The sequence below is a fragment of the Mesorhizobium sp. WSM4832 genome (assembly GCF_055811115.1).
The window spans coordinates 147,097-166,962 of sequence record NZ_JBVVQH010000008.1 but is presented as its reverse complement, the minus strand read 5'-3'; the positions used below and the strand labels follow the sequence as shown (position 1 = coordinate 166,962).

Below are 19,866 nucleotides of genomic sequence, written 5' to 3'. Positions count from 1 at the left end.
CAATTAGCGTCGCCAACGACCGGGATGGGCGGAATTCCGACACTGGTGGTAGCGATCCACGTCACCGATCTGGCATAGCCTCGACGACGCGTCGGAGTATTTCTCCCATTCGGGCATCGCTTATACCGCAATCGACTCTCGCCGACCTGTGCACGATGACGAGATCCAATGCGGGAACAACAACAATGTACTGTCCACCGAAGCCGCTAGCATAAAAGATCGGCGCTCGGATGCTCATGCTGTCGCCTGGCGCATTGGCCTCTGCCGTCCACCAAAGATAGCCGTAGCCTTTCCCTCCACCAACGTTCGACTGCGGGCGAGTGCTTTCGCGAACCCAACTTTGGGGGACAAGCTGTCCACTTCGCCAGCGGCCGCCGCGAAGGTAGAGCAACCCGACTCGTGCGAGGTCGCGGGCAGTCATGCGAACCTTGTAGACGGGATGTAGGGATTCCGTCCCCCGATGATAGTGACCGTCCCCCGGTTCGAAGTCCTGCATTCCGAGGGGAACGGCGATGCGCGTGGTGAGCGCCTCGAATACGGTTTGGCCCGTCTGACGCTCCAGAATCGTACCGAGAACGTTGAAATCCCAGTTGTTGTAGAACCAGTGAGAACCGGGGGCATGGCTGCCGCGTTCCGGCCGCCCATGCGCCGTATCATAAACCGAGGGCAGATAGATGCCTGACCGGGCTCTCAGGAGGTCCGCCACCGTGGCTTGCTGCTCTCTTGGTGTAAGCGGCTGCAAATCATCGATCTGCAAATCTGCGAGCGTCGCGTTTAGATCGATCCTGCCTTCCGCAATGTAGATGCCATACAGGAGGTTTATCAGGCTTTTCCGAACCGAAGCCACACTCGACTTCTGAGCTACGTCACCCCATTGAAAAATGACGTTTCCGGCATCGATGATCATCAGGGCTGTTGAGCGACCGTCCGCGAGATCGTGGGAGAGGGCGGCGATGCGCTTGATGGACCAGCCGAGACTTGCCGCCGACACTTCGGCCCACTCCGTTTCCGGAAAAACCTGGCCACTCACATCGGGTAGTGCTCGATTCCCTGCCATTTCTGCTCCGAATCGACGCTGCTGGCCGAATCTACTTTGGGGGAACAAAGTTTGAACATAACGTACTTGGCGTTGGACAGATAAATGTCCGCATGGGCTCGAATTCGGTCGAGCAAAATGATGGTTTTGAGCCTTAGCCCAACAAAAATCCCAACGTGATTGCCAACTGGGCGGCGTAATAAAGCACCCAGACCGCATAGCGCATCCACACGCGATGCGGCGAGATCGCCGCGAGCAGGAAGCGTTCGGCTGCCAGCAGCCCGTCCGAGGCGATGAACAGCACCGCGCCGGCGATCACCCAGGCCTTGTCCGTGGTGAGCGCCGAAATGCCCATGGCGAGGATCGCCGCGACATAGATGGCGATCGGAACGCGCAGTTGCTGGCCGACACGGCGCCAAAGCGCAGCAAGCATGACGATGCTGAACGCGGCCATGGCCAAGCCGATCGCGCCCCGCCAGGATTGCGCGCTCAACAGTTCGAGCCCGCCGCCTGCCTGCACAAACAGCGCGACGTAGACGATGTGGCCGGCAAGAAAGCTCGCCAGTCCGCCGAGAAATGCCTTTTCGCCGTCGCGCGACAGAAAGGCGTCGCCGACCGCACTGAGCGCCAGCGCCGCGACAAGCAGCACCGGACCGCCCTGCATGGCGGCCAGCACCGCCAGGAGAGCGACGGCAAGCGTCTTTGCCGCCGTGCGCGTCCATTTCGGCGGCATGTCGAGCGCAAAGGCGTAGATCACCGCAGCGACAAACGAAAACAGCAGCGTCGCGTTGGCGTTGGCCTCGATGCCGCCAGGGAACGGCATCATGCGTTCACCTCTTTGGCCGCCGGCTTGCGCATCAGCAGCGACTTCGCCGCGAGCGCCGCGCCGCCGGTGATGAGCACGCAGGCGGCGAGAATGCGCAGCGACGGCTCGGCGACGCCGGCGGCGATCAGCACCAGCGTCGACAGAAGCGGGGCGGCATAGCTCGCGGCGCCCAGCACCTGGATGTTGCCGCGCTTGACGCCGATGTCCCAGGCGTAGAAGGCCGCGCCGACCGGCATCAGGCCGAGCCCGACGACGGCCAGCCACTGGCCAGGACCGTCCGGCAGCACCGTCTTCTCAAGCAGCAGGTGGCAGGCCAGCGAAAGCACCGATGTCGCCGCGCAGAACCAGGTGACGATCGACGTCGGCACCGAGGGGAAACGCCGTGACAACAGCGAATAGGACGACCACAAAAGCGCGCAGACGGCGGCCATCGCATAACCGAAGGCGTAACGCGCATCGAAGGCCAGTCCGCCGCCCTTGGTGACGATCAGGAAAGTGCCGGCAAGGCCGAGCAGCGCGCCGACGACATGGTTCCAGGCAAGCCGCTCACCCGGCATCAGCGCCGAGCCGAGCACGATCAGCAGCGGCCACAGATAGGCGATCAGGCTCGCCTCGACCGCCGGCGCGTTGCGCAGCGCCGTGAAGTAGAAGAAATGGTAGCCGAACAGCCCGGCTATGCCGATCACCCAAACCTGCGGCGGGATCTTCTGGCTACGGTCGGGCGCCGGCATCACCAGCCGCGCGGCAAGGCCGACGCAGGTGCCGATGGCGAAAGTGATGGCCGACAGCAGGAACGGCGGCACTTGCCCGGAAGCATCGGTGAGCAGCGCCAGCAGCGCCCACATGGCGACCGCCGAGAACCCGATCAGTGTTGCGCGCCCCATATCTGCCCCCGCGGCGCGCGGTGGCGCCATCGAGCAATTCCAGGAAAAGTGCCTCGCGGTTTTCCGTCCGGAATTGCGTAAAACTGAATTAGTTCACCGCTTCGAATTGCCTCGCGCTGATGGTCAGCGGCCCGATCTGGGTCCCGACCGTGGCGCGGATCGGCGCATATACGCCGGATTGGCCGACCGGCGCAAACGTCACCAGCATGCGGCTCTTGTTCTTGAGGAAATTCAGCGCCTTGCGGCCCTTGCGGTAGCCCGCCACCGGCTCGAAGCCCATCTTGCAGGTTACCGTGTCGCCCTTGTAGCCCGGTACCGAGATCGAACCCTTGGAGGCATAGGTCAAGGTCAGGTCGGCGCGCATCTCGCCGTCGTAGAACTTGACCGTCCGTCCGCAGACCTTGTCCAGGCTGTCGGCGTGGATGACGGTCGCGGCCATCGGATCGAGCACCGATTTCAGGTCTGCGTCGCCGAGCGGCACCCAGCTCTTCGGATCGCGCTTCTTTGGCGGGGGAATGACCTGCGTGGAGGTGACCGCGCCGTTGCTGAAGCGGATGTCGACCGCGGAGGCCTTCTTGCCGGACGTATAGTCGGCCCGGAACGCCCGCGGCATCATCTGCTTGCCGGAAATGGTGCCTTTCGACGAAATCGTGCCTTTCGTGTCGTCGAACAGCTTGCCGAGCCCAGCGGCCGAGACGGTGCCGTTGATGGCATAGGCGTCGCCTTCGTAGCGGCTGGAAAAAGTCGCCCTGGCGATCGAAAGGCCGAGATAGGATACCGTATATTCGCCCTTGAAGGACTGCGGCGCCGCGGCGGCGAAGCTTGTTGCCGGCACGGCGAGGGCAAGAAGGGCGGCGAGTGCGTGAGATGGACGGAGCATGGCGGCTGGCGAATCCCTGGCGGTTCGGCCGGAACTGAAGAGGTCCAGCCTGGCATATCCCTTCGCGATCGGCTTATAGTATGAAATCCGGCCTTTATATGGAGCGTGTCTGACAGCTGGCCTCGCGCCGGAGCTTGACGCAGTGGTGAAATGCCACTAAGGAACGCCAACTTTTCCAAAGGCCGCCTGACCGAGACCGCGCGCCGCCCGGCGCGGGCAGAATGGTTTGGCAGGTTTAGAAACTGAAGGTTAGACAAGATGTCCCGCACCTGCGAACTCACTGCCAAGGCAGTTCAGACCGGCAACAATGTGAGCCACGCCAACAACAAGACCAAGCGTCGCTTCCTGCCGAACCTGGTCAATGTGACGCTGATTTCCGAAGCGCTGAACCAGAACGTTCGCCTGCGCATTTCGGCCAACGCGCTGCGTTCGGTCGAGCATCGCGGCGGCCTCGACGCCTTCCTGGCCAAGGCCGACGTCAAGGAATTGTCGCAGCGTGCTCGTCTGCTCAAGAAGCAGATCGCCAAGAAGCTCGCCGAGCAGTCGGCCGTTTAAGCAGCTTTCAGGCGCCGCCCCGAGCACCGGATCGATCCGGTGTTCGATATTGGCGAGCGGCGACGCTCAGCTGGTTCCATTACCCAGGATAAAAAAATGAACTTCCTGACGCGATACCTTCCCTTCGTGGGCGCCATGGCGCTTGTCGTCGTGGCATCGAATATCCTCGTGCAGTTCCCGATGCAGGGGCAGGTCGGCGGGCTGTCGCTGGCGGACCTGCTCACCTGGGGCGCCTTCACCTATCCTTTCTCCTTCCTCGTCACCGACCTTGCCAACCGCCGCTACGGCCCCGCCGTGGCCCGCAAGGTGGTGTTCGTCGGCTTCATGACCGCGGTGACCTGCTCGATCCTGATCCCGCCCTTCCTGTTTCGCCATGGATTGATCGAGTTCGAGACCGCCGCCGACCGGCTGGTGCGCATTGCAGCCGCGTCCGGCGCGGCTTTCCTGACCGCGCAGCTGCTCGATGTCACCGTCTTCAACCGGCTGCGCCGGCAGAGCTGGTGGCGCGCGCCGATCATCGGCACGCTGGTCGGCTCGGTGTTCGACACAATCGTTTTCTTCGGCGTCGCCTTTTCCGCCGCCTTCGCCTTTGCCGGTCCCAACGACAGCTTCGCGCTGGAGAACGCACCGCTGCTGGGCGTGCTGCCGGTCGAGACCATGCGCTGGGTGTCCTGGGCGCTCGGCGACCTCTCGGTGAAGCTGATCATCGCCGCGGTGGCGCTGATCCCTTACCGGCTGCTCGCCGCCCGCTGGAGCCAGCCGGCAATGGCGGTTTAATCATGATCCCGCAAAGTGGAGCCCGGTTTGCGGAAAAGATCATGGTCAGACAAAGAGTTCGCTATTGATACCCTGGGTTCAGCTTGACTCGGCCCGCACGCCCGACGGCGGCCAGGAACTTCGCCTGAAGCAGCGCGGTGCCGAATTCTCGATCATGCTCGGCGCCAATGAACTGATGAACAGCCGCCTCAGCGGCTCCGAAGAGGCTCTGGCCAGGCTTTCCTGCGAGCGGATCGGCGGCCGCAAGCAGCCAGCGATCCTCATCGGCGGGCTCGGCATGGGCTTCACCTTGCGCGCCGCTCTCGCCGCGCTTGATCAAGACGCCGCCGTCACCGTTGCAGAGCTTGTCCCCGCGGTCGTCGCCTGGGCACGTGGCCCGATGTCCAGGATCTTCGAGGGCTGCCTCGACGATCCCCGCGTCACCATCCGCGAGGCCGATGTCGGTCAGCTGATAAGGGCGCAGAACGCCGCCTGGGACGCCATCCTGCTCGACGTCGACAATGGTCCCGAGGGCATCGTCTACAAGGGCAATGATACGCTCTATGACGCCGCCGGTCTGGCGGCTACGCATGCCGCATTGAAGCCGGGCGGCATTCTGGCGGTCTGGTCGCAGGGGCCGGACAGCGGTTTCACGCGGCGGCTGAAACAAGCCGGCTTCGCGGTCGAGGAGATCAGCGCTCGGGCCCACGGCAAGCGCGGCGCCCGCCATGTGATCTGGGTTGCAGCCAAAAGGCTGTAATCTGGACCGCAGTCAACCGCGCCGTCGCCTGACGATTCCGTCGACCGGAGACCGACGCTTTACGCTTTGTTACGGCCGATCATGCAGGATCGCGGAAATTCTCCAGGGCTTTGCGACCAGCATGACCGTACCAGGCACCGGTTGGAAAAATGATCTCTTGCTTGCGTTGTGCGCCACGCTGGTGGTGCTGGCGATCAACGCGGCTTCCGGCTTTCCCACTCTCACGGACTATGGCGCGGACAATGACAGCATGCTGCGGCTGGTCGAGGTCCGCGACCTGCTCGGCGGCCAAAGCTGGTTCGATCTCCATCAATACAGGATGGGCATCTCCGGCGGCTTCGTCATGCACTGGTCGCGCCTGGTGGACACGCCCCTTGCGCTGATCATCATGGCCTTCGATGCGCTGGGCGCCAGCAGCGCCGCCGCCGAACGAGCCGCGGAGATCATCTGGCCGACCTTGCTCTACGGGCTGACCATATTTGTGCTCATGCGCGCCTCGCACCGCTTCGCCGGCGCGAATGTCGTGATGCCGTCGGTCATCCTGTCGACGGCGGCACTTTTCTTCCTGGTGATCTACAGCCCTGGCGTGATCGACCACCATAATGTCCAGCTGCTTTTGACGGCGGCCAGCCTCTGGCTTCTGATGGAATCGCCCTCCTGGCGGCTGACTCCGCTTGTCTCGGGCATTTGCGCCGGCTTGACGCTCGCTGTCGGCATGGAGACCGCCCCCTATGTGGCGGTGCTCGGCATCTGTGCCGCGGTCCTGTTCATCCTTGACGACAAGGAACGCGTCACGGCACAGGGCTTCGGCCTCGGATTTGCCGGCGTCGCCTTCCTCGTCTTCTTGGCGACGATCCGGCCGGCCGACTGGGGCGTTGCCCAATGCGACGCCTTTTCGTCCTTCCAGTTCGCGGTTGCCGGTCTGTCTGGCTTCGGCCTCGCGATTGCCGGCACATTGGCCGCATCGACGACCCGGGCGCGGCTCGGTTCGATGCTGGCACTGGCGGTGGCGGTCGCGGTCGTTGTGATCATGTTCTTCCCGCAATGCCTGGCATCGCCCTATGCGGGCATGGACGAGCGTATCCGCACCTATTGGCTGAACGATGTGGTCGAAGCGCAGCCCTTCTGGAGCGTCGCCGTGCGCCAGCCGAAGCTGATGGCGACGCGCTATGTGACGCCCTTCATTGCGATCCTGCTGATCGGCTTTCAACTGCGAAGCCGTCGCCTGCGTCGCGAGGAGATACTCGCCGCCATCCTGCTTGTCGTCGCCTTTGGCGTCAGCCTCTGGCAGGTGCGCGGCTCGACCTTCTCTGTCGCCTTCGCCGTGCTGCCGCTTTCGGCCTGGATCGCGAAAATCCGCCTGCGGGCGAGCACCGCGCCTTCATGGCGCCTGTCCACCGGCATTGTCATGGCGTGGCTGGTCTCGCTCAACGCGACCTGGGCCGGTGTGGCGGTGGCGGCGCAGTCCGTGGTCCAGAAGGCGCCGCAGCGGATCAATTCCGATCCCGATCATGCCGTCACCTGCGGCAAGCCGGCCGACTTTCGCGATCTCGCGGCCTTGCCGGCGACGACGGTGCTAGCCTCGTCCAATCTCGGCTCGGGGATACTGATGTTCACCGGCCACCGGGTGCTGGCCGGGCCCTACCACCGCAATGCCGGCGGCAACCTTGCCATGCTCGACGCTTTCATGGGAACGCCGGACGCCGCCCGCGCCGTCATCGGACGCGAGCATGTCGGACTGATCGCGATATGTCGCGGCAACACGGAAGAGATATCGCTGGGGCTGGACGCTCCCAAGGGTCTTGCCGCCGAGCTGCTGCGAGGCGATGTGCCGGAATGGCTCGAACTGGATCGCTCGACCGCAGGAAAGCCGATCGAGATCTACAAGGTTCGTTGAATATCGGCCTGGCGCCAAATCAGCATCGTCGACGGCGCCCCGTTCGCACAGTCGCTTAGCGCCGATACATCTTCACTTTGTGATTTGGAAAACCGCGATTGAAATCAGTCCGGTGGATCGTTGCAATCCAGCCTGTACTTTGGTTAGCATTTCGCCCGAGCAGCGATATATGTGTCCAGGAAATTTGGATTCGGGGTTTTAGCTTGGGGGAAGGATATCCATGTCGGCCATAGACAGCGCGGTGGCGCCAGCATCAGCCACACAAACACTGCAGCATGTCGTGTCCCACATGGTGGGAGCTGTCGACCGCGCCACCTTTGTGGGAACGCCTTTCTGGCACCTGGAAATGACGGATGTTTTCCCGGCGAACCTCTATCTGCGCATGCGCGCCGCCATGCCCGAAGCGCGCGAATATCGCGCGCTCAAGGGGCGCAACAACGTGAATATCAAGGCCGACGGCACCGCAACGCGGATCAAGATCGACCTCTACCCCGAATATATCCGCCATCTGCCGACAGAAAAGCGGGCCGTCTGGGCCCTGGTCGGAAAGGCGCTGCACGCGCCGGACCTGAAAGACGCATTCATGCGCCGCCTTGCCCCGGGCCTGGAACGCCGGTTCGGGTCGGACTTCATGAAGGTCGGCATGTATCCGGTGCCGATGCTGACGCGCGACGTGGCGGGCTACAAGATCGGTTTCCACACCGACACGAAATGGAAGGGTATCACGGTCCAGTTTTACCTGCCGGAGGACGACAGCATCAACCACATCGGCACCCGCTTCGCGCAGCGCATGCCGGACGGGCGTTTCGAGAATTCGCACCGGATGTCGTTTTCGCCGAACACAGGCTATGCCTTCGCGGTCGGCACCGACACCTGGCATGCGGTCGACACCGTCGGGCCGGAGGTCCGCACCCGCGACAGCATCCTCCACACCTATTTCGTGGACAACACCGTGACGCTCAAGATCCGCAACCGAAGCAAGCGCGCGGCCAATTTCGTGACGAACGAGGTCCGTCACGTCGGCCGGTAACCTCTCAGCGGGCGGCGACTGCCGCCCCCGCAATGCCGACGCGCTCAATCCTGGTGCAGGATGAATTCCAGATAGAGGTTGCGCTGCAGGATCGAGTGGTTGTCGTCGGATATCAGCGACACCATCAGCGCGCCGTCGTCGCGGGTCCAGACATCGAGGCCTTCCATATTGTCGATCTGGTAGCCCATGTCGGCCTCCATCAGCACCGGCCCGTCGGCGACCGCGCCCTTCTCTACGCTTTCGCCATAGATGCGCCGCAGCCGCATCTTCACGCCGCGCCCGATCGAGAAGCTGCGCTCCAGAAGCAGCAGATCGCCGCCAGGTAGGAAGGCGCCGTCGGTGATGTCGAAATCGCCGTTGCGCTTGACGGTGAACACGCCCTTATGCGGTCCCTCGATGATGGCGGCATAGACATTGCCGGCCTTGTCGAGGCTCCTTTCCGAGACCACGACCAGTCCGCCCGCGTGCTGCCCGTAAGGGTTGGCGTGGGTGACCGTCTCGAAACCGCGGTTCTGGCGCAACTCCTGGGCGGGAACCAGGTAGTCGAGCAACCTGACTGGCGCTTTCATGTTGTCGGGATCGATCTTGAACTGGGCGACGCGCTGGTCGCGCTCGAAGCCGACAGTGGCGACGCCGTCCTTGACCGCGAGCCCTTCCGCGTCGACCTCCCACTTCCGGTCGATCGGCCGGCCCGAAGCATCGACCATCTGCTGCATGCGGAAATTCTCAACGCCCGAGGGGCGCTTGTCGGCGTCATGCGCGATCGTGCCGAAGAACCAGAAGCCGGTGTCGGCGACACCGATGAAATCGCCGCCCGGCTTCAGGAGGCGAAACCCCGACAGCGCGCCGAAATCGCGCGCCGGCGAGGTCATCTCCAGCCCGCCGACGAATTCCAACGGTCCGAACCGCGTCTCGTCGTGGCCGACATGGAACTGTCTGATCGGCCGCGCCGCAATCTCGACAGGCTCGACGACGGCTCTCTGGCCGGCAATCGCCGGCGAGACGCAGGCCAGCATGCAGGCGAAAAGCGTCCGCCGCGCACGCCGCCAGGAAAAGATCATCCGGCGCGCCGCAGGCCGCCGCGCCGCGTGTCGCGCGCGCTTTCCTCGCCGAACAGCGAGGCAAGCTGCTCGGTCATGGCGCCCGCCAGCTCCTCGGCATCGACGATGGTGACGGCGCGGCGATAATAGCGCGTGACGTCGTGGCCGATGCCGATAGCGAGCAACTCGACCGGCGAGCGCGTCTCGATCAGCTCGATGACGCCGCGCAGGTGCCGTTCCAGGTAATTGCCCGGATTGACCGAGAGCGTGGAATCGTCGACCGGCGCGCCGTCCGAGATCATCATCAGGATCTTGCGCTGCTCGGGTCGGCCGATCAGGCGGTTATGCGCCCAAAGCAGCGCCTCGCCGTCGATGTTTTCCTTGAGCAGGCCCTCGCGCATCATCAGGCCGAGATTGCGTCGCGCCCGCCGCCACGGATGGTCGGCGGATTTATAGATGATGTGGCGCAGGTCGTTGAGCCGGCCCGGATTCGGCGGCTTGCCGTCCTTCAGCCACTTCTCGCGCGCCTGCCCGCCTTTCCACGCCCGCGTGGTGAAGCCGAGGATTTCCACCGAAACGCCGCAGCGCTCCAGCGTGCGCGCCAGGATGTCGGCGCAGGTCGCGGCGACCGTGATCGGCCGGCCGCGCATCGAGCCCGAATTGTCGAGCACCAGCGACACCACCGTGTCACGGAACTTGGTGTCGCGCTCCTGCTTGAAGGACAGCGGCTGCATCGGATCGATGACGACGCGCACGAGGCGCGCCGGATCGAGATAGCCTTCCTCGAGATCGAAATCCCAGGAGCGGTTCTGCTGCGCCATCAGCCGGCGCTGCAACCGGTTGGCGAGCCGCCCGACGACGCCGGAAAGGTTGGCGAGCTGCTTGTCGAGGAAGGCGCGCAGCCGGTCGAGCTCTTCTTCCTCGCAAAGGTCCTCGGCGCCCACCGTCTCGTCGAAGGCGGTGGTAAACACCTTGTAGTCGATCTCTTTCGGCAGGTTGAGGAACGGATTGTCGTTGCGCTTGGCCTCGCCAGGCGTCTCGGCGTCGGCATCATCCTCGTCGGAGAGGTCATCGGAGGTGGCGTCGGTCGCTTCGGTCTCGGCCGACTCTTCCTCGTCGGAGGAGGCCTCGGCATCTTCCGACTGCGACTGCTCGGAGCCGGAATCGTCCTCGCCGCCCTCCTCGCTCTGGTCCTCGCCCTGCTGTTCGTTCTCTTCGTTTTCCTCGGAGTCGTCGGTTTCCTGGTCGTCGCCGAGCTCCTCGGCCATTTCCATGGAAACGAGCATCTCGCGCACGACGCGGGCAAAGGCCTGCTGGTCCTCGAGCTTGGCCGACAGGCCGTCGAGGTCGCCGCTGGCCTTTTCCTCGACCCAGGGGCGCCAAAGATCGACCAGCCGCTCGCCGCTCTTCGGGATCGCGCGGCCGGTGAGTTTTTCGCGCACCATCAGCGCAATCGCTTCCTCGAGCGGCGCATCCGCCTTGTCCTTGACGTCGAAGAGGTTCGCCTTGGCGTATTTGTCCTCGAGCATCGAGCCGATATTGTCGGCCACGCCCTGCATGGCGCGGCTGCCGATCGCCTCGACGCGGGCCTGCTCGACGGCATCGTAGATCGCACGCGCCAGCTTGCCTTCCGGCGCCAGCTTGTTGTGGATGCGCTGATCGTGGCAGGCGCGCTTCAGCGCCATGGAATCGCCCAGGCCGCGCGTGATCGCGATGTCGTTGCGGGAGGCTTTCTTGGGCAGCTCGGGCAGGCGTGCTCGATTGCCGGCCAATGCCGGCCGGTCCTTGGCGAAGCCGACCTCGAGGTCCTTGTCGCCGGCGACGGCGCGCATGCAGACGGTGACGGCGCGCTTGAAGCTGTCGGCTTCAGACCCGTTCTTCGGCTTGTTGCGCGTGTTGTCGCCCGGACCCGCCATCGAGGCTCCGCTTAGCCCAGCACCACGTTGGCGGCGCTCTCGGGCAATTCCTCGCCGAAGGCGCGCTGGTAGAACTCGGCCACCACCGAACGCTCCAGCTCGTCGCATTTGTTGAGGAAGGTCAGCCGGAACGCCATGCCGATATCGCCGAAGATTTCGGCGTTTTCGGCCCAGGTGATGACGGTACGCGGGCTCATCACGGTCGACAGGTCGCCATTGATGAAGGCCGAGCGCGTCATGTCGGCGACGCGCACCATCTTGTTGACGATGTCCTTGCCCTTGGTGTCGCGGTAGTGCTTGGCCTTGGCCAGCACGATGTTCACCTCATTGTCGTGCGGCAGGTAGTTGAGCGTGGTGACGATCGACCAGCGGTCCATCTGTGCCTGGTTGATCTGCTGCGTGCCGTGATAGAGGCCGGTGGTGTCGCCCAGCCCGACCGTGTTGGCGGTGGCGAAAAGCCGGAACGCCGGATGCGGGCGGATGACCCGGCTCTGGTCGAGCAGCGTCAGCCGGCCCGACGATTCCAGCACGCGCTGGATGACGAACATCACGTCCGGGCGGCCGGCATCGTATTCGTCGAAGCAGAGCGCCACATTGTGCTGATAGGCCCAGGGCAGGATACCGTCGCGGAATTCGGTGATCTGCAGGCCTTCCTTGACGACGATGGCGTCCTTGCCGACGAGATCGATGCGGCTGACATGGCTGTCGAGGTTGACGCGCACGCAAGGCCAGTTGAGCCGCGCCGCCACCTGCTCGATATGCGTCGACTTGCCGGTGCCGTGATAGCCCGACACCATGACGCGGCGGTTATAGGCAAAACCGGCGAGGATCGCCAAAGTCGTTGCCTTGTCGAACAGATAGTCCGGGTCGATGTCCGGCACATGCTCGGTCGCTGCCGAATAGGCGGGAACCACCATCTTGGAGTCGAAGCCGAATTTCTCCTTCACCGACGCGGTCGTGTCGGGCAGGTTGGCGATGTCGCGATCGACCTTGTTCATCTCTATCAACGTCTCCACGGGCGAAACGCCGCGTTTCGCCAGCAATCGATTTTGTCCGGGGGCGGTCTTAGAGCCTTTTCCAACCTTATGAAAGTTGGAAAACGACACGGACCGTAGGGCCGCTCAGCACAATCCTGCTTGCTTGAGCACGCGATAGGCCTGCAGCACATCGCGGAACCGGTCTTCCGAACCTCTGTCGCCGCCATTCGCATCCGGATGGTGGCGCTTAACGAGTTCCTTATAGCGCGCCTTGATGTCCTTACCAGTCGCCTTTGTATCAAGACCAAGCGTTTCCAGCGCCTTGGCCTCAAGCGGCTTTGCCTTGCGCTCGCGCGGTTCCCGCGGATCCTTTGGCCCTTTGAACAGGTCGAAAGGGTCGCGCATGCGGTTGTAATAGCCGGCGCGGCCGGAGCGCATCTGCGCCATATCGGGCGACGAGCGTGTCGAGGCGCCGGCGAGGCCCATCTTCCATGTCGGCCGGTGGCCGGTCATCGCTTCCTTCTGGAAGCGGGCGATCTCGGTATCCGGGACGCCGGAGAAGTAGTTGAAACCCTTGTTGTATTCGCGCACATGGTCGAAGCAGAACTGAAAATACTCGCCTTCCTTCATGCGACCGACCGGCGCGCGATGGGTGCCGGCCTCCTTGCAGCCGTCCCACTGGCAGATTGGCGAGCGCGACTTCAGCTCCGCGTCCTTTTCGGGACGGATCCGAATCTTCTCGAAATATTTGGGATACGCTTTCATCTCACCCATTTATGGGCTGTTCGCACGTGCGAAACAAGAATTGACATTTCGCCGATGATCGCCCTAACCGCTGAATCGCGGCTTAAAAGCGGTCGAAACCATAGATTTTGCGGCTGCGCCGCAGATAATTTGCGGCTATGCCGTCAAGTGGGGAAGGAAAACCAGGATGTCCATACAGTCGACGATGGAAAACAAGCTGAAGGTGGCATTTTCGCCCGAAAGGCTGGCCGTGATCAACGAAAGCCACCTTCACGCCGGCCATCATCATGTGGAGTCCGGCCACCATGCGACGTTCGATGGCGCCGGCGAGACGCATTTCCGCGTCCGTGTCGTCTCAGCCGCCTTTGCCGGCATGGGCCGCGTCGAGCGCCACCGCGCCGTCAACGATCTGCTCGCCGACGAACTGAAAGCCGGCGTCCACGCGCTGGCGATCGAGCCGGCCGCCCCCGGCGAGAAAACGCGTTGGTAAGTTTCTTCCGGCTCAGATCACCGCTTCGATGAGAAACGGTCCCGGGCGCGACAAGGCGCTGTCGAGCAACGCATCGAACCTCTCGCACGTATCGGCGCGGGCCGCCTCGACGCCCATGCCGTTGGCTAGCGCAACCCAGTCCAGCGCGGGATGGTCGAGGTCGAGCATGCGCCTGGCGTTCTCGCCGAACGCATTCACACCGACATTGCGCATTTCGCCATGCAGGATGGCGTAGGTCCGGTTGGAAAAAATGATGGTGACCACGTCGAGCTTTTCCCTGGCCTGCGTCCACAGTCCCTGCGCCGTGTACATGCCGCTGCCGTCGGCTTCGAGATTGATCACCTTTCGATCCGGGCAGGCGATAGCCGCACCGGTCGCCATCGGAATGCCGCCGCCGATCGATCCGCCCGTGCCCATCATGTAATCGTGCGGCGCCGCATATGCCGACAGCGCAAAGGACCGCCTTGCCGAGGTGATCGCCTCGTCGCAGACGATGGCATTGGCCGGAAGTTTGCGCGCCACGGAAAGCGCGATCGCATCGTCCGTCAGCGTGCCGCTTGGCGCTGGTTCATCTGGGAAGGCTGTTGCGACGGTGAATTGCTGCGCCGGCTTGATGCCGAGTTCGTCGGCCAACGCCTCCAGCGCCGCCTTCAAATCCTCGCCATGCGTCGCCAGCGAAAGCACCTCGCAATCGTCCCGAACCAGCCGCCCTGGCTTGCCGGGATAGGCGAAGAAGGCCACCGGCTCATTGGCGCCAACCAGCACCAACACGTCGATACCCCGGAGCGTAGCTATCGCCGCATCGACCGGATAGGGAATGCGCGTCGGCGCGAACCGTCCGCGGCCGCGCTGCATGCGGGCGATCAGAACCTCGCTGAACAGGCGAACATCGCCGGCCGCCGAGATTCGACCTGCGATTTCAAGTGCATCGGATCGCGCCGCCTGCCCGCGAACGACCATGCCAACGCGGCCCGGCGCGGCGCGGATGGCTTCGGCGACCTTGCGCATGGCCTCCATATCGACGGCGGGCGGCGGCGGCAGCTTCACCTTGTCAGGCGAAATCGCAGCAACTTCGCCCCAGGCCGCATCCGCAGGCAGGATCAAGGTCGCGACACCCGGCGGCGTCAGCGAGGCGCGGAGTGCCGCTTCCGCAGCCGGTGCGATGTCGCCCGACCCCTTGACGCGGCCGACCCAGTTCGACATCGGCGCCGCCAGGCTCTCTATGTCGCTGGTCAGCGGCGCGTCGAGCGGCAGATGATAGGACGCGTGGTCGCCGACAATGTTGATCATAGGGCTGCGTGCACGCCTGGCATTGTGCATGTTAGCGAGGCCATTGGCGAGACCCGCTCCGGTATGCAGCAGCGTCGCGGCCGGGCGGTCGGTCATGCGCGCATAACCATCGGCGGCACCCGTCACCACGCCTTCGAACAGGCCGAGCACGCACCGCATCTGAGGTTTGCGGTCAAGCGCGGCAACGAAATGCATCTCTGACGTGCCGGGATTGGCGAAGCAGACGGTGACGTCATTGGCCAGGAGCACGTCGCACAACAGGTCGGCGCCATTCATGCAGTTTCCCTCCCGTCGACAGTCGACGAGTCCAATAGCACCTGCAAATGCCGGCACCGCAATATCCCGCCGGCGCTTTTGGTCTGATCCAGGACGCCTTCGAAGATTAACGATCAGCTGACCGCAGATTTGAGGAACGCCATCGCCGCCGCCGTCAACGCATCGCCGTCCTCGCCGAAATCGCGATTGATCGACAGGTGCGTATAGGCGCTGCCGTCGAACAGCGTGACCTTGGTGCCGGTGGCGCGCAGGCGCGCGGCGAAGGCTTTCGACTCCTCGCCGCGACCTGGAGCGCCCGAATAGGCGATGAAGGTCGGCGGATGCTTCCTGCCATCGACATAGCTCGCCGGCGACAGCGCCGCCCATTGCGCCGGATCGGAGAAGGCACGCGCATAAGCCCGAACCATGCCGCCATCCCTGGCAAGCGCGGCAAGGTCATAGGCCCTGGTGTCGTCCAGGATCAGCCCGGCGACGCCAGGCAGCTCTCCCCGCATGCCGGCGAGCGCAATCAGATGGCAGCCGGCCGAATGGCCCATGCCCACAATGCGGTTCGGATCGCCGCCATGCCGGGCGACATTGGCGCGGACATAGGCGTAAGCCTTTTCGACATCGCCGGCCTGGGTGGCCACATCCGCTTCCGGCAGCATGCGGTAATCGATCGAGACGAACATAAAGCCATTGGCGAGCAGGAAGTCCGGCTTGGAGCCGACCTGGCTGCGTTTGCCGAACCGCCATGCGCCGCCATGGACGAAAAACACCACCGGCAGGTTGTTCGCGCCATCGGCTGCATAGATATCAAGCTTGGCCGGACCGTAATCGAGGGTTTGCGGTATTGGCTGCCCCGAACGCCCGACGGCTGACGCACCTGCCGGCAACAGCGCCGCAAGGGATGCCGCGATGAAGCTGCGTCGATCGATCATGCTCACCTCCGGCCAGGGTGCGGCGGCAGCGGGCGGACGCTCGCCATGCACTTCAGTTAAGGGTCGATGCTTCAGTAAGGGTCAATATTGGCAACTTATCGGTGCGAAACCGAATCCCGCCCTTGAAGCTTCGCCGGCAATCCCCCACGTTCTTTTCAGGCGAGCATTTTTCGGCCATGTCGGGTGTACCCCAAGGTCGATGCTGGAAAGCATCGCGTTCTCCTTCACATGAAGGGAACCACAATGCATTCCGGCAGTTGAATGAGCGATGAGCCGATTGGCAGCCTATCGGCTCCGAGGCAGAGCATCATGCGAGAGAATCAATCAGACGTCTTCGATCTGTTTTCGGAGATTTATTCCGACGCGGCCCAGGAAGAGATCAGCCTCCAGCAATATCTGCTAGCCTGCCGCGAGGACAAATCCATGTATGCCTCGGCCCCCGAACGCATGGTCGAGGCAATCGGCGAGCCGAACCTGGTCGATACCAGCAAGGACGAGCGGCTCGGCCGCATTTTCTCCAACCGCACCGTCAAGGTGTATCCCTCCTTTTCCGATTTCTACGGAATGGAAGACACGATCGAGCGCATTGCCGGATATTTCCGCTATGCCTCGCAGGGCCTCGAGGAGCGCAAGCAGATCCTTTATCTCCTGGGCCCGGTCGGCGGCGGCAAATCGTCGCTGGCCGAACGGCTGAAGAAGCTGATGGAGCAGCGCCCGATCTACACGCTCAAGGTCGGCAACCAGATCAGCCCGGTCTTCGAATCGCCGCTCGGCCTTTTCCATCCCGACCGCATGGGCGACCTGCTTGAAGACAAATACGGCATAGCCCGCCGCCGCCTGAACGGACTGATCTCGCCCTGGGCGGCCAAACGCCTGGACGAACTGTCCGGCGACATCTCCAAATTCAGCGTCGTCAAGCTGTTGCCGTCGCGGCTGCGCCAGATCTCCATCGCCAAGACCGAGCCCGGCGACGAGAACAATCAGGATGTCTCGGCCCTGGTCGGCAAGGTCGACATCAGGCAGTTGGAGAACTTCAGCCAGTCCGATCCGGATGCCTATTCCTACAGCGGCGGCCTGAACCGGACGACGCAAGGGTTGCTCGAATTCGTCGAGATGTTCAAGGCGCCCATCAAGGTCCTGCACCCATTGCTGACGGCAACCCAGGAAGGCAGCTACAACGGCACCGAGAATTTCGGTGCCTTCCCCTACCAGGGCATCGTCGTTGCCCATTCCAACGAATCGGAATGGCAGCAATTCAAGAACAACAAGAACAATGAGGCCTTCCTCGACCGCATCCTCGTGGTCAAGGTCCCCTATTGCCTCCGCATCACCGAAGAAAGGCATATCTACGAGAAGCTGCTGCGCGAAAGCGAACTGGCGAACAGCCCCTGCGCGCCCGAGGTGCTGGACATTCTCAGCCGCTTCACCGTCTCGACCCGGCTTGCCGAGCACGACAATTCGCCGCTCTACACCAAGATGCGCGCCTATGACGGCGAAAACCTCAAGGAGATCGACCCGAAGGCGAAGTCGGTTCAGGAATATCGCGACGCCGCCGGGGTCGACGAAGGCATGACCGGGGTCAGCACGCGCTTCGCCTTCAAGATCCTGTCGCAGACGTTCAACTACGACACCAAGGAGGTCGCCGCCGATCCCGTGCACCTTATGTACATTCTCGAGGAGGCGATCAAGCGTGAGCAATTCCCGAAGGAGACGGAAGCCGCCTATCTCGATTTCATCAAGTCGGAGCTTGCAACGCGCTATGCCGAGTTCATAGGTCACGAGATCCAGAAGGCCTATCTGGAATCCTACAGCGAATACGGTCAGAACCTTTTCGACCGCTACATCGCCTACGCCGATGCCTGGATCGAGGATCAGGACTACAAGGACCCCGATACCGGACAGATCCTCAATCGCGAGGTCCTGGACAAGGAATTGTCGCAGGTCGAGAAACCCGCCGGCATCGCCAATCCCAAGGACTTCCGCAACGAAGTGGTCAAATTCACCTTGCGCGCCCGCGCGCGCAACCATGGCCGCAACCCGTCCTGGACGAGCTATGAAAAGCTTCGCGAGGTCATCGAGAAGCGTATGTTCGGTCAGGTCGAGGACCTTCTGCCGGTGATCAGCTTCGGCTCCAAGCAGGACAGCGTCACGGAGAAGCGGCACAACGAATTCGTGCAGCGGATGGTGGAGCGCGGCTATACCCAGCGGCAGGTACGCCGGCTGGTCGACTGGTACATGCGCGTGAACAAGGCGGGTTGAGGGACGCCCGAACGGTGCCATGCCGATTTTCATCGACCGCCGCCTGAATCCGAAGGACAAGAGCCTGGGCAATCGCCAGCGCTTCCTCAGGCGCGCTCGCGAAGATCTCAAGCGCAGCATCCGCGAGCATGTCCGGACAGGTCGCATCGCCGAGGTCGATCGCGAACATGCCGTGCCGATGCCTCGCAAAGGCACCAGCGAGCCGACCTTCGGCGACGACAGGGAAAGCGGCCAGCGCCAGCACATCCTGCCCGGCAACAGGACGTTCAGCTCTGGCGATCTTATCCCCAAGCCGAGCGGCGGCGGAGGCTACGGATCGGCCCCGGGGACCACCGAATCCGAGGACGATTTTCGCTTCGTGCTGTCGCGCGAGGAAGTGCTCGACCTTTTCTTCGAGGATCTCGAACTGCCCGATCTGGTCAAGCTCAATCTCAAGCAGGTCCTGAGCTTCAAGCCAAGACGGGCGGGTTTCACGGCAAGCGGAGCGCCGACCAACATTAATGTCGGACGCACGATGCGAAACAGCCACGGGCGGCGCATCGCGCTGCGGCGTCCCAAACAGGCGGAGCTCGACGCCATCGCCCGGCAGATTGCCCAGTTGGAAGCGAAGCCGGCGAGCGCGGCGGTGCGCGAGCGCATCGCCGGCCTGCGCGAGGCGCTTGACCGGCTCGAGCGCCGGCGCAAGCGAATTGCCTATGTCGATCCGGTCGACATCCGCTTCAATCGCTTCGATCCCCAGCCCGTGCCCAATGCGAACGCGGTCATGTTCTGCCTGATGGACGTGTCGGGATCGATGGGAGAGCGCGAGAAGGACCTGGCCAAGCGCTTCTTCGTGCTGCTGCACCTCTTCCTGACACGGCGCTATGAACGCACCGACATCGTCTTCATTCGCCACACCCACGAGGCCAAGGAGGTGGACGAACATACCTTTTTCTACCACACCGAAAGCGGCGGCACCGTCGTCTCCACGGCGCTTGAGGAAATGCACCGCATCATCGAGCAGCGCTATCCGGTCGCCGAATGGAACATCTACGCCGCCCAGGCCTCCGACGGCGACAACTTCGCCACCGACTCCGAGCGCTGCATAGAACTGCTCGACCGCAAGCTGATGCGGCTTTGCCAATATTTCGCCTATGTGGAGATCATCGACGAGCGGGAAAGCCACATTTTCGGCTCGACCGAGAACGGGACGTCGCTTTGGCGCGCCTATAACGCCGTCGACGGGAAATGGCCGAACTTCCAGATGAGGCGCATTGCCGGCCCTGCCGATATATATCCGGTTTTTCGTCAGCTCTTCGCCAGGCAGCCTGATCTGCGCAAGACCGCGTGA

Annotated in this window: 18 protein-coding genes; 8 read left to right on the top strand and 10 right to left on the bottom strand. The window is 63.2% G+C overall.

The window, feature by feature from the left end:
- Window positions 1-61: 61 nt before the first annotated feature.
- The 4 genes from AC0L2L_RS13850 to AC0L2L_RS13835 all read right to left on the bottom strand — a co-directional run bounded on the left by AC0L2L_RS13850 (window position 62) and on the right by AC0L2L_RS13835 (window position 3,626).
- Window positions 62-1,057: a serine hydrolase domain-containing protein gene (locus AC0L2L_RS13850; RefSeq protein ID WP_473579125.1), complete on the bottom strand. Its 996-nt coding sequence runs from the start codon at window positions 1,055-1,057 to the stop codon at window positions 62-64.
- Window positions 1,058-1,190: 133 nt separating this feature from the next.
- The gene (locus AC0L2L_RS13845) at window positions 1,191-1,862 is read right to left on the bottom strand and encodes a lysoplasmalogenase family protein (RefSeq protein WP_473579124.1); all 672 of its coding nucleotides are present in this window, start codon (window positions 1,860-1,862) and stop codon (window positions 1,191-1,193) included.
- Window positions 1,859-2,746, bottom strand: a complete 888-nt coding sequence (yddG, locus tag AC0L2L_RS13840; protein WP_473579122.1) for an aromatic amino acid exporter YddG — start codon at window positions 2,744-2,746, stop codon at window positions 1,859-1,861. Before yddG ends, AC0L2L_RS13845 begins: the two co-directional genes overlap by 4 nt.
- A gap of 88 nt (window positions 2,747-2,834) precedes the next feature.
- Window positions 2,835-3,626 carry a DUF3108 domain-containing protein gene (locus AC0L2L_RS13835; protein WP_473579120.1) on the bottom strand — a complete coding sequence of 264 codons (792 nt, stop codon included), beginning with the start codon at window positions 3,624-3,626 and terminating at the stop codon, window positions 2,835-2,837.
- 258 nt (window positions 3,627-3,884) lie between these two features.
- On the opposite strand from AC0L2L_RS13835, the gene rpmB reads away from it, so the two are divergent.
- From rpmB to AC0L2L_RS13810, 5 genes are all read left to right on the top strand, one after another.
- Entirely contained in the window at window positions 3,885-4,181 is a 297-nt protein-coding gene (gene rpmB / locus AC0L2L_RS13830) for a 50S ribosomal protein L28 (protein ID WP_473579118.1), read from the top strand.
- A gap of 96 nt (window positions 4,182-4,277) precedes the next feature.
- On the top strand, window positions 4,278-4,958 hold the full coding sequence (locus tag AC0L2L_RS13825; protein WP_473579116.1) for a queuosine precursor transporter: 681 nt from the start codon (window positions 4,278-4,280) through the stop codon (window positions 4,956-4,958).
- Window positions 4,959-5,022: 64 nt separating this feature from the next.
- Window positions 5,023-5,697 (top strand): hypothetical protein, encoded by a 675-nt coding sequence (locus AC0L2L_RS13820; RefSeq protein WP_473579114.1) that lies wholly within the window; start codon window positions 5,023-5,025, stop codon window positions 5,695-5,697.
- Window positions 5,698-5,818: 121 nt separating this feature from the next.
- The gene (locus AC0L2L_RS13815) at window positions 5,819-7,594 is read left to right on the top strand and encodes a GtrA family protein (protein WP_473579112.1); all 1,776 of its coding nucleotides are present in this window, start codon (window positions 5,819-5,821) and stop codon (window positions 7,592-7,594) included.
- A gap of 382 nt (window positions 7,595-7,976) precedes the next feature.
- Entirely contained in the window at window positions 7,977-8,624 is a 648-nt protein-coding gene (locus AC0L2L_RS13810; RefSeq protein ID WP_473579111.1) for a hypothetical protein, read from the top strand.
- A gap of 44 nt (window positions 8,625-8,668) precedes the next feature.
- Here the strand turns inward: AC0L2L_RS13810 and AC0L2L_RS13805 are convergent, their stop codons facing one another.
- The 4 genes from AC0L2L_RS13805 to AC0L2L_RS13790 all read right to left on the bottom strand — a co-directional run bounded on the left by AC0L2L_RS13805 (window position 8,669) and on the right by AC0L2L_RS13790 (window position 13,331).
- Window positions 8,669-9,685, bottom strand: a complete 1,017-nt coding sequence (locus tag AC0L2L_RS13805) for an esterase-like activity of phytase family protein (RefSeq protein WP_473579109.1) — start codon at window positions 9,683-9,685, stop codon at window positions 8,669-8,671.
- Complete coding sequence (gene cobT, locus AC0L2L_RS13800; RefSeq protein ID WP_473579108.1) at window positions 9,682-11,580, bottom strand: cobaltochelatase subunit CobT; 1,899 nt, start codon at window positions 11,578-11,580, stop codon at window positions 9,682-9,684. The genes AC0L2L_RS13805 and cobT overlap by 4 nt, the downstream gene beginning before the upstream one ends.
- A gap of 11 nt (window positions 11,581-11,591) precedes the next feature.
- On the bottom strand, window positions 11,592-12,578 hold the full coding sequence (cobS, locus tag AC0L2L_RS13795) for a cobaltochelatase subunit CobS (protein WP_027167512.1): 987 nt from the start codon (window positions 12,576-12,578) through the stop codon (window positions 11,592-11,594).
- Window positions 12,579-12,701: 123 nt separating this feature from the next.
- Window positions 12,702-13,331 carry a J domain-containing protein gene (locus tag AC0L2L_RS13790; protein WP_473579105.1) on the bottom strand — a complete coding sequence of 210 codons (630 nt, stop codon included), beginning with the start codon at window positions 13,329-13,331 and terminating at the stop codon, window positions 12,702-12,704.
- 157 nt (window positions 13,332-13,488) lie between these two features.
- On the opposite strand from AC0L2L_RS13790, the gene AC0L2L_RS13785 reads away from it, so the two are divergent.
- On the top strand, window positions 13,489-13,791 hold the full coding sequence (locus tag AC0L2L_RS13785; RefSeq protein ID WP_473579103.1) for a BolA family protein: 303 nt from the start codon (window positions 13,489-13,491) through the stop codon (window positions 13,789-13,791).
- 12 nt (window positions 13,792-13,803) lie between these two features.
- Here AC0L2L_RS13785 and AC0L2L_RS13780 read toward each other — a convergent pair whose 3' ends face one another.
- Both AC0L2L_RS13780 and AC0L2L_RS13775 read right to left on the bottom strand, forming a co-directional pair.
- The gene (locus AC0L2L_RS13780) at window positions 13,804-15,357 is read right to left on the bottom strand and encodes an acetolactate synthase large subunit (protein WP_473579101.1); all 1,554 of its coding nucleotides are present in this window, start codon (window positions 15,355-15,357) and stop codon (window positions 13,804-13,806) included.
- A 113-nt stretch (window positions 15,358-15,470) separates the two neighbouring features.
- On the bottom strand, window positions 15,471-16,277 hold the full coding sequence (locus tag AC0L2L_RS13775; RefSeq protein ID WP_473579100.1) for an alpha/beta hydrolase: 807 nt from the start codon (window positions 16,275-16,277) through the stop codon (window positions 15,471-15,473).
- Window positions 16,278-16,586: 309 nt separating this feature from the next.
- On the opposite strand from AC0L2L_RS13775, the gene AC0L2L_RS13770 reads away from it, so the two are divergent.
- Window positions 16,587-18,536, top strand: a complete 1,950-nt coding sequence (locus tag AC0L2L_RS13770; protein ID WP_473579098.1) for a PrkA family serine protein kinase — start codon at window positions 16,587-16,589, stop codon at window positions 18,534-18,536.
- A 19-nt stretch (window positions 18,537-18,555) separates the two neighbouring features.
- On the top strand, window positions 18,556-19,866 hold the full coding sequence (locus tag AC0L2L_RS13765; protein WP_473579096.1) for a YeaH/YhbH family protein: 1,311 nt from the start codon (window positions 18,556-18,558) through the stop codon (window positions 19,864-19,866).

What these genes read in the sequence shown, in the direction of transcription:
- AC0L2L_RS13825 (WP_473579116.1), top strand. Translation starts at nt 4,278, where the DNA reads ATGAACTTCCTGACGCGATACCTTCCCTTCGTGGGCGCCATGGCGCTT.
- AC0L2L_RS13785 (WP_473579103.1), top strand. Translation starts at nt 13,489, where the DNA reads ATGTCCATACAGTCGACGATGGAAAACAAGCTGAAGGTGGCATTTTCG.
- AC0L2L_RS13775 (WP_473579100.1), bottom strand. Translation starts at nt 16,277, where the DNA reads ATGATCGATCGACGCAGCTTCATCGCGGCATCCCTTGCGGCGCTGTTG.
- AC0L2L_RS13805 (WP_473579109.1), bottom strand. Translation starts at nt 9,685, where the DNA reads ATGATCTTTTCCTGGCGGCGTGCGCGGCGGACGCTTTTCGCCTGCATG.
- yddG (WP_473579122.1), bottom strand. Translation starts at nt 2,746, where the DNA reads ATGGGGCGCGCAACACTGATCGGGTTCTCGGCGGTCGCCATGTGGGCG.
- cobT (WP_473579108.1), bottom strand. Translation starts at nt 11,580, where the DNA reads ATGGCGGGTCCGGGCGACAACACGCGCAACAAGCCGAAGAACGGGTCT.
- rpmB (WP_473579118.1), top strand. Translation starts at nt 3,885, where the DNA reads ATGTCCCGCACCTGCGAACTCACTGCCAAGGCAGTTCAGACCGGCAAC.
- AC0L2L_RS13770 (WP_473579098.1), top strand. Translation starts at nt 16,587, where the DNA reads ATGCGAGAGAATCAATCAGACGTCTTCGATCTGTTTTCGGAGATTTAT.
- AC0L2L_RS13850 (WP_473579125.1), bottom strand. Translation starts at nt 1,057, where the DNA reads ATGGCAGGGAATCGAGCACTACCCGATGTGAGTGGCCAGGTTTTTCCG.
- AC0L2L_RS13845 (WP_473579124.1), bottom strand. Translation starts at nt 1,862, where the DNA reads ATGATGCCGTTCCCTGGCGGCATCGAGGCCAACGCCAACGCGACGCTG.
- AC0L2L_RS13790 (WP_473579105.1), bottom strand. Translation starts at nt 13,331, where the DNA reads ATGGGTGAGATGAAAGCGTATCCCAAATATTTCGAGAAGATTCGGATC.
- AC0L2L_RS13780 (WP_473579101.1), bottom strand. Translation starts at nt 15,357, where the DNA reads ATGAATGGCGCCGACCTGTTGTGCGACGTGCTCCTGGCCAATGACGTC.
- AC0L2L_RS13815 (WP_473579112.1), top strand. Translation starts at nt 5,819, where the DNA reads ATGACCGTACCAGGCACCGGTTGGAAAAATGATCTCTTGCTTGCGTTG.
- cobS (WP_027167512.1), bottom strand. Translation starts at nt 12,578, where the DNA reads ATGAACAAGGTCGATCGCGACATCGCCAACCTGCCCGACACGACCGCG.
- AC0L2L_RS13810 (WP_473579111.1), top strand. Translation starts at nt 7,977, where the DNA reads ATGCGCGCCGCCATGCCCGAAGCGCGCGAATATCGCGCGCTCAAGGGG.
- AC0L2L_RS13835 (WP_473579120.1), bottom strand. Translation starts at nt 3,626, where the DNA reads ATGCTCCGTCCATCTCACGCACTCGCCGCCCTTCTTGCCCTCGCCGTG.
- AC0L2L_RS13765 (WP_473579096.1), top strand. Translation starts at nt 18,556, where the DNA reads ATGCCGATTTTCATCGACCGCCGCCTGAATCCGAAGGACAAGAGCCTG.